The 6,841-nt window shown below is 35.0% G+C and carries 8 protein-coding genes; 7 read left to right on the forward strand and 1 reads right to left on the reverse strand.

The features are described 5' to 3' along the window. Positions 1 to 112 precede the first annotated feature (112 nt). The 6 genes from CH361_RS19375 to CH361_RS19400 all read left to right on the forward strand — a co-directional run bounded on the left by CH361_RS19375 (position 113) and on the right by CH361_RS19400 (position 4,382). Positions 113 to 670, forward strand: coding sequence for a hypothetical protein (locus CH361_RS19375; protein ID WP_100792480.1), 558 nt, complete (start codon positions 113 to 115; stop codon positions 668 to 670). A 308-nt stretch (positions 671 to 978) separates the two neighbouring features. Further along, positions 979 to 1,179 carry a type II toxin-antitoxin system VapB family antitoxin gene (locus CH361_RS19380; RefSeq protein ID WP_207764107.1) on the forward strand — a complete coding sequence of 67 codons (201 nt, stop codon included), beginning with the start codon at positions 979 to 981 and terminating at the stop codon, positions 1,177 to 1,179. Then, a complete protein-coding gene (locus CH361_RS19385; protein ID WP_100792481.1) occupies positions 1,176 to 1,565 on the forward strand; it encodes a PIN domain-containing protein in 390 nt (129 codons plus the stop codon). Before CH361_RS19380 ends, CH361_RS19385 begins: the two co-directional genes overlap by 4 nt. 210 nt (positions 1,566 to 1,775) lie before the next feature. Further along, a complete protein-coding gene (locus CH361_RS19390; RefSeq protein WP_100792482.1) occupies positions 1,776 to 2,696 on the forward strand; it encodes a FlgO family outer membrane protein in 921 nt (306 codons plus the stop codon). 193 nt (positions 2,697 to 2,889) lie between these two features. Continuing rightward, positions 2,890 to 3,375, forward strand: a complete 486-nt coding sequence (locus CH361_RS19395; protein ID WP_100792483.1) for a hypothetical protein — start codon at positions 2,890 to 2,892, stop codon at positions 3,373 to 3,375. Between the two features lie 320 nt (positions 3,376 to 3,695). Continuing rightward, positions 3,696 to 4,382 carry a SinI family restriction endonuclease gene (locus tag CH361_RS19400; RefSeq protein WP_100792484.1) on the forward strand — a complete coding sequence of 229 codons (687 nt, stop codon included), beginning with the start codon at positions 3,696 to 3,698 and terminating at the stop codon, positions 4,380 to 4,382. Here CH361_RS19400 and CH361_RS19405 read toward each other — a convergent pair. Then, positions 4,379 to 5,797 (reverse strand): DNA cytosine methyltransferase, encoded by a 1,419-nt coding sequence (locus CH361_RS19405; RefSeq protein ID WP_100792485.1) that lies wholly within the window; start codon positions 5,795 to 5,797, stop codon positions 4,379 to 4,381. The genes CH361_RS19400 and CH361_RS19405 overlap by 4 nt on opposite strands. Positions 5,798 to 6,044: 247 nt before the next feature. On the opposite strand from CH361_RS19405, the gene CH361_RS19410 reads away from it, so the two are divergent. Continuing rightward, on the forward strand, positions 6,045 to 6,725 hold the full coding sequence (locus CH361_RS19410; protein WP_100792486.1) for a hypothetical protein: 681 nt from the start codon (positions 6,045 to 6,047) through the stop codon (positions 6,723 to 6,725). Positions 6,726 to 6,841: the final 116 nt, after the last annotated feature.

Consider the following 6,841-nt stretch of genomic DNA (forward strand, 5'->3'; position numbering starts at 1 on the left):
GCAAGCCTCGTTCCAGTCCCTAACGTCCCTTCCGGGACTCAGGGTCGAGGAACGTCGTTAAGTCTAGTTCGTTATCTGCAATTCGCAAAAAGCAAACTATACCGATAAAACAATGAACCTTGACTTTGTTAACAAAAGAATAGAATTCACAAGAAAAGAATTAATAAATCTACAGCAGTGGAATCCATTTATTCCGGGTTACAATGGTGATAACTCTCAAACATATCAAAATTTAATTTTTCCGATTGTCTCAAAAATATGTGAAATTCATAATTTGAAAATACGTAATGATGACGGAGGTTTTGGTAATACTTTTGCAGCAGTTTTTTTTCATTCCAATGATATTCATATTGGGCCAAATGAGGGTTATACGATAATGTTTAACTTATATACGCCAATAGCCGCCTTCAGCAAGGATACAATTATCATCAGAAATGATTTTTGGACTCATCCCAATATCTATCAACCAACTGAATTAATTGACTCAAACAATTACGATAATGAATTTGAAAAATCAGTTCTAGAAATACTTGAATCAAATGGAACATATGTATTAACAGTGAAAAATGCATTAGAACTTTTACCAGATGATATCATCCCTTATGAATATTGCTCAACCGATGAACCTTGGAATAAACTATTCAATCTTTTATTCTCAAGCACTGACTAATTTTAAGGTCACGAACTGCACATAACAGCGACTTAACGCTTCGCCTCGGGACTTACGCCCTCGCTCGGTCTACGACACATTCCCCTCTGGAACTTCTCTTGCCTCCGCAAGCGGCGTTCCAGTCCCTAACGTCCCTTCCGGGACTCAGGGTCGGGGAACGTCGTTAAGTCTAGTTCGTTATGCGTAATGACCTAAATGTATCCCAGGAAAGGGAAAAAATCTAATAGAAAATAGCTTTTTTCTAATCTCATTTTGCTTCAAAAATCCAGAAAACTAAACTTGACTTATGCATATACTGGCATAATCTTATGCATAAGATGAGAACAACAATTGATATTCCAGAAGAACTAGTTTTAGAGGCAATGAAGCTTACTCATATAAAAACTAAAACTGATGTAATTAAAGAAGGATTAAATACTCTAATTAGGAAAGAGAAACTAAAAAGTTTGAAAAATTTCAAAGGATCGATTGACCTTGAAGTAAATTTAAATGATTTAAGAAAAAGATGAATCAAGTTTTATTAGATTCATCCGTTTGGATCGAATATTTCAGAAATTCGAATTCCCAAATATCTTCCGAAGTTGATAAATTAATTGATCTTGGGAATATTTATACAAATGAATTAATTCTGACAGAATTAATTCCCTTTCTTAAATTAAAAAAGCAATCACAACTTATTCAAATTATGGAATCTCTTGAATCCTTTGAGATGCTCATAGATTGGAAGCAAATTATTGAATTCCAAACTACAAATCTCAAAAATGGTATCAATAAAATCGGAATACCAGATTTGCTTATCTTACAAAATGCAATCCAAAATGAAAGTATTCTATTTACTTTGGATAAGCATTTTAAGCTAATGAGCAAAATTCATAAATTAAAACTCTATAACTAGGTCACTACGCATAACAGCGACTTAACGCTTCGCCTCGGGACAAGCCCTCGCTCGGTCTGCGACACATTCCCCTCTGGAACTCCTCTTGCCTACGCAAGCCTCGTTCCAGTCCCTAACGTCCCCTCCAGGGACTCAGGGTCGGGGAACGTCGTTAAGTCTAGTTCGTTATCTGCAATCGCCTTTACATTTTAACTCACAAAAGGAAATTACATGAGTAAATTAAAAATATTAGCAATTTCGATACTTATAGCCGCTTGTTCATCGGTTCCAGAAGAAAAACCTGTGAACCCAAATTTAGATGATCTAGACAAAGTTGCAAAAGAACTTAAGGAACAACTAGTTCTTAATTATAAATTCATTGATAAGAAACCGCTCGCAATTGCCTCCTTCGTTCGAAATGATCTTTCTAAGCCTTCGGCAAAATATGCCTCCGCTATTCCAAAACTCGGGATTTATTTAGCTAATTCCTTGCAGAATGAAATGTTCCTACCAGATAACTTTGAATTAATTGAAAGACAAAGAATTGATGGAATTCTCGAAGAAATAAATTACGGAAAACTTGGATTAAATGAACAAGCTGCTCTTGATACAATCAAGTTAACAGGAGCGGAATTACTGCTACTTGGTACAATTCAAAAACGAGAATCGTCGATGCGCTTTGATGCCAGAATTGTTTCCATCTCAGATGGAAAAATTTTGTCTGTCGGAACGTCAGTAATTGCTTTGAGTAGCTATTTAAATCGTCTTTACGGTGATTATCCAGAAAAACAACAAGACTATTCGGAAACAATATATGCTAATGGTGGTTGGCAAGTTGTAAACACATTCCTAGAGTCTGGTTCAACCTATGTAATAGAATATAGTGGTGAATGGAGTATGACGAATAATCGCAGATCGATTAATTACCAAGGATCAGATTCAAATCCATCAAGTTGGGGGGACTATCGCCTTTATTCAAATTTTAATCATGGCCAACTACTATGCAGACTAAAAGATAACCCAAATTTAATAATTTCACCCGGTAAATACAATATTAAACAAGGAAGTTTTATGGAATGTCGAATTAATGATACTGACCTCGGGAATAATGAAGGTTATATGATAGTAAAAATAAAGTATCAAAACGACTAAAAGGCGACTGCAGATAACAGCGACTTAACGCTTCGCCTCGGGACTAGCGCCCTCGCTCGGTCTGCGACACATTCCCCTCTGGCACTCCTCTTGCCGTCGCAAGCGTCGTTCCAGTCCCTAACGTCCCCTTCAGGGACTCAGGGTCGGGGAACGTCGTTAAGTCTAGTTCGTTATGCGAAATTGCTAAGTATCTATGTTTAAAAAGATAAAAAAATTACTAATATTTCTAACTCTGATCTCACTTATTCTACTATTCTTTTTCGAAATTAAAGAAAAGGCAAATTCACAGGAATATCAAAAACTAACACTACCTCTTCAAATTTCTCAAGACTGCCCAATTACTAATAAATTTATTTATCCAAGTAAGATCGAAATTAAAGAAAATAACACAATTTCAAAGCAAATTATTATTCAGTGCAAAACCACAAAATTATTCTTAATTCAAGATTTAGCGCATGTTGAGCATACATATTTAAAATTCGGTGATGAGATTATTACTATACAAAAACTAAAAACCGATAAATTAGGATATAATCTATTAACTGTTTTAGCTGCTATTGACAATATATTCATATTAACAGAATTCAACGGAATTTTGTTATCTGAATTACGAGGCACACCTCCAAAAGATGAATTACTTTTGCTAGATTGGAAAACTGGAATTATTATTAGGATTTAATACTTTTAGATAGACCATTCATACAAAACAGAAGGCTATTCCTTAGTTAAATCAACTTTACTAAAAATTTACAAGCACAAGCAAAATTTATATACTTAGGATCATATATTTACAAAAACTTTTATATAGATACGCAACTTCGCATAACAGCGACTTAACGCTTCGTTTCGGGACTTGCGCCCTCACTCGGTCTGCGACACATTCCCCTCTGGAACTTCTCTTGCCTCCGCAAGCGTCGTTCCAGTCCCTAACGTCCCTTCCAGGGACTCAGGGCCGGGGAACGTCGTTAAGTCTAGTTCGTTATACGCAAGCCAGAAAAAATGAAAATTAAAGATTTTACTAAATTATTTAAGGAACTTACAAAGGATTTAGAAGTGAATATAATTAAAGAATCAGGCTTAAAAATCGCTTTTAAAATATTTTTAGATTTAGAAAAGCCAAACAAAACATCTAGGACTAAATTTATAAAAGATTTTCTAAAAGGGTTTAATAACCGCGCAAGTGTCCGAATAAGCAATAAATCTAGCGTTAAACCAGATAAAATTGTAGATATAATTATACACAGCAGATTACCGAATCTAAGTAATGAGGAAATTTCTTTGATTTCCTCCGGTCATAGAGTCGCAATGAGCGCTGAAAATATATTGGGACATATGTTGGAAGAGTATATACACATGAATGTTTTAGAACATGGCTGGACCTGTTGTTGGGGTAACGTAATGAAATCAATTGACTTCGTTTCATCCAAAGGAATACTTCTTCAAGTTAAGAATAGAAGTAATAGCGAAAATAGTTCTAGTTCAAAAATTAGAGTCGGAACGGAGATTATTAAATGGCATCGAATAGATGCAAATACTGGAACAACCTATTGGGAAAAATTAAACGAATTAATTGGTAATAAAACTCAAATGTCAGAAAAAGAATTTTCGACTTTTGTTAAAAAGGTCGTTAAAAAGAATCCAAACTCAATATTCATTGAGAAGGATTCTGACTTATGGAAAGATTAATTGAAGAGTGTTAATTCATTTTCCGCTTTAGATTTCACTTTTTTAAAGCTCATATGATCAGTCCCTTTGTAGCGTGAGAAATTAAAATCTTTGTAATCGTTTTTCTCACTTGCTCCTTCAATTAGATTTAATATACATTTAGCAATAGCATAACCTAAACTTCGTGGTACTGCATTGCCGATTTGCTTGTATTGGCTCAAGATTGTTCCAAATATTTTATAATCATCAGGAAATTCCTGAATTCTTTTATATTCTTGAATACTTAATGGTCGATCCTGTATCGGATGCGCTAAATCCGTAGCAGGCATCGCAGGATTAGTTACCAAAGTTGGTGCCGGTTTATCCCAAGCTATTCGTCTAAGGAAACCTGTTTTGCCTCCGCCAGAAAAGTAACTCGCTCCCATCGCTTCTTGTTGTATATCCTTGGGTAAATGCTTCCAATATTGACCCTCTTTCAGCATTCGATAATATTTTAATCGTTTTTCAGGAAATTTAATGGCAAGTTGATCAGATTCATCCAAATCATATGCTACATCTCGAAAAGTTCTCCAATTAGGTAAACCAAATTCTCCTTTTTCAGAATGTGTCGGAGTTAAGAATGGAATCTTTTTTATTTTTTTAGAACAAACAATGACCACCCTTTCTCGTTTTTGCGGAGAGCCAAAATTAGCCGCATTATATAAATTAAATGAAACATTATAGCCACCAGCTTCTAGTAAATGAATCACAAAAGATAAGGCACCGCCAGTCTTCTCATCATTGTTTAATTCAGGAAAATTCTTACCACGATATACATGGGGTCTATGTTTTAATGGTGCAGATAGTAGCCCTCTTACATTTTCTATAACGATAAATTCTGGATCTAACTCAATAGCTTTCTCAATAAAGGTTAGAAAAACATTTCCTCTATTATCATTGAATCCCTCTCTTTTTCCTGCCGTGCTGAATGCTTGACAAGGCGGACCACCAACTACTAAGTGAATTTTATCCTTAACTGAAATATTAGCATATTCTCTAATCTGTGATGCGGAATAATTATTAATGTCTCCAATAAGACCTATTTCGGGATAATTCGAAATAATTGTTTTTCGAGCATCCGGTTCTATCTCACTAGCAAGAATTACTTCGATACCTGCCGCTTTTAAACCTTGATCAAGTCCCATTGCACCTGAAAAAAAACTCAATGCTAGCAAACTTTTATCGATATTCATTTTACTAATTTGATCAGGAACATCTGGTAATATTTTCATCATTATTTCTGGATCTTCGAAAACTGATTTTGGAATAAACCAGGACGATGCCCTCATTTCTGCAGGTAATTTTTTAGTTCTAATCAGCGATCTTACATATTGAGGGCTAACCCTAAGATAATTAGCTACTTCATCGACCGTAAGGGATTCAAATTCAGTTTCCATAGCGAAACCTTTTTATATACCATGATTATGTCAACTATTCTCTAACGGCGTATAACAGCGACTTAACGCTTCGCTGCGGGACTTACGCCCTCGCTCGGTCTCCGACACATTCCTCTCTGGAACTCCTCTTGCCTCCGCAAGCGTCGTTCCAGCCCCTAACGTCCCTCCGGGACTCAGGGTCGAGGAACGTCGTTAAGTCTAGTTCGTTATGCGTAATTCAACAAAATTATTCGAAAAGGAAATATAAATGAGTAAAACACTTCCATTTTTTCTATTGGTCTCAAGTCTCTTTATTTTAAGTTGCAATGACAAAGAAACTCAAAAGGAAGTCAAAAAAGAAAGAATTACTTGGATAAAAAAATATATCAAGGAAACAGAATTACTAAACGACAAATCAAAAAAACTAATTGATAAAGCTTCTTTTTATTATCAGAAGGAAATTTTAACTGGTGTTGCAGAACCAGAGGATGTTTATTCGAAAAATGACAAAGCTTTATTAATGGACTTTCTTAGAAATACAATTAAAAGATTAAAAATTAAGAAATTCAATGAATCTATTGCTATTATAAATACTTATGATTTTGGTAATGCTGGAGAAATTTCTAAAGTTGATCATTTATGGATTAAAAAAAACGAAGAATGGGTTTTATTTGAACTAGAAGGTGATAGCCTTCCATACTCTGGACAAAAAATATATATTGAGGAATTGAAAAATAAGAAGGGAAAATTTTTAATTCTTCACGGTGGTTGTTGCGATACTGATTCTTTAGCTATTCTTGAAATATCCAAAAATCAAACTCTCGAACCTATTTATACAGGAACACAGTATGGAAGTAGCTATAAATTTATTAGAAAAAATGGTAAATTAGAAATTCTCGAAAAAGATATGGAAGATAATTTTTCAGAAATCTCTTTAGAACCACGTTGAACTACGCATAACAGCGACTTAACGCTTCGTTTCGGGACTTACGCCCTCACTCGGTCTCCGACACATTCCTCTCTGGAACTCCTCTTGCCTACGCAAGCCTCGTTCCAGTCCCTAAC

It is taken from the genome of Leptospira brenneri, from assembly GCF_002812125.1.
GTDB lineage: Bacteria > Spirochaetota > Leptospiria > Leptospirales > Leptospiraceae > Leptospira_A > Leptospira_A brenneri.